At 36.6% G+C, this 1,630-nt stretch carries 1 protein-coding gene; it reads right to left on the bottom strand.

Annotated features, from left to right (window positions below; translation table 11 throughout):
- Window positions 1–781, bottom strand: a 781-nt coding sequence (repM, locus tag F952_RS02000) for a replication initiation protein RepM (protein ID WP_004921113.1), incomplete at its 3' end; no start/stop codon positions are given.
- Between the last annotated feature and the right edge of the window lie 849 nt (window positions 782–1,630).

Raw genomic sequence — 1,630 nt, 5'->3', positions numbered from 1 at the left:
ATTTTGCGATCTGTGGCTCTGTGAGGGGTTTTATAGTGTCTGAAGTATTTTGGGGTGCTTGAATCGTTTCTATGGCAATTTCGGCTTGTTTGGGCTTCTTCTGCTTAAACTTGAATGAAAACCCTGTGATTGTCCGCCCTTTTTTGTGCTGTTCGTAGCTCGCTGTAATATCGGTATGCTCATTAACTTGCTTTAGTGCAGGCTCTAATACACGTTTTTTTAAATCATTCATGGCTTGATATGTGTTTTCTAAAACCCCAATTTTTTGCCGAAAGTCAGTCAATTCAATTATTGGAGTTTTCCCAGTAGTTCTCCAGCAGATCAATAGTTCATACAAACGAATGGCATAACCTGTCGAAAGGTCGCTAATTTGTTGCATTTCATATTGAGTAAAACGTTCTTCAAGTCTTGTAATCAAAGGGATTACGATAGGAGAAAAAACTAATTTAACGGTGGCCTCTGCATCAACATAACGTATTTCGCTAACCCATCTAGAACGAACATTTTCGGTATTTCCTCGTTCATTGATTTCTTGATAACTGAATTGACGGGCAAACAAGTCTTCACAAGCATCTTTCAAAGCTTGGTATGCCGTTACTCGATGTACGCCAAATTGGTTGATATAGCTCTCTGCATGAACCGTTAGAGGGTCATTGGCATTAATTCCTTTACCTGATTCTCTAGCCTCAATAATTGCAAGCAAGATTAATCGCTGTTCAACGAGATCCAAGTTGTAACTAGCGTTCATTAGGGCATTGTCTTTTACTACTAATTTGCTCATAAGGACTCAGTATTTTTTTTCATTAAAAAGACTTTACTATATGTTGTCCCATTATGATAGGTAAGTGTCCCTTAATTGATAGGTAAGTGTCCCTTAATTGATAGGTAAATGTCCCTTAATTGATAGGTAAGTGTCCCTTAATGTCCTCTGTATGCCTTGCTATATGGTCTTCTCAGGTGCGCTAAAAGCATTTAAAAGCATTTAAAAACATTAAAAGCCCATTTTAATCATGAAAATTGCCCTATGTTTTCGCTTCTCTCAAACTTTTTTGACTTCGCTTTGCTACGTCAGGGGCAATTTCTGCAAAGGATAGGAAAAGTCGAAAGATTTAAAAAGGAATTAGATTCAATAAGCAAGCCTACCTGTATATACAAAATTCTACGAATTTCGATATACAGGACTTGTTAGGGATTTCATCCCTAAGACCCTAAAAGCAAGATCAAGAACAATATTGGCACTCACTTCGCTCGTGTCTTCTCAAAAGCAAAAGCCCACGATAGTTAAAACTGTCGAGCCACAACAGTTTTTAAAAGCTGTAATCAGAGGGGGGAATAGGCGAACTTTCTTTGTGTCGCTCGTAGACACTCGCTAATTTTTTCTCACTGAAATCATTATTTTTAAGACAAGGTGGAAAAAATACTTAATAATCCAATTACTAATAATTCACTTAATTAGTAATTAACAAACCTTATGTCGGCGCAAAAAACATAAGTAAACCCACTTCGGTGGGTTTTTTAATGCAAAAAATCTCAATTCATCCGACTGAAACCTGCATCAAGTCAAATTTCGGAACTGCTTATTATGAAATCTTATTTTGAGCACCTATCAAACAAAAAACATTTCTTTAAA

The organism is Acinetobacter baylyi DSM 14961 = CIP 107474, assembly GCF_000368685.1.
Taxonomy (GTDB): Bacteria; Pseudomonadota; Gammaproteobacteria; order Pseudomonadales; family Moraxellaceae; genus Acinetobacter; species Acinetobacter baylyi.
Note: the sequence above shows the minus strand (reverse complement) of the source record. Positions and strands in the feature narration are given on the sequence as shown.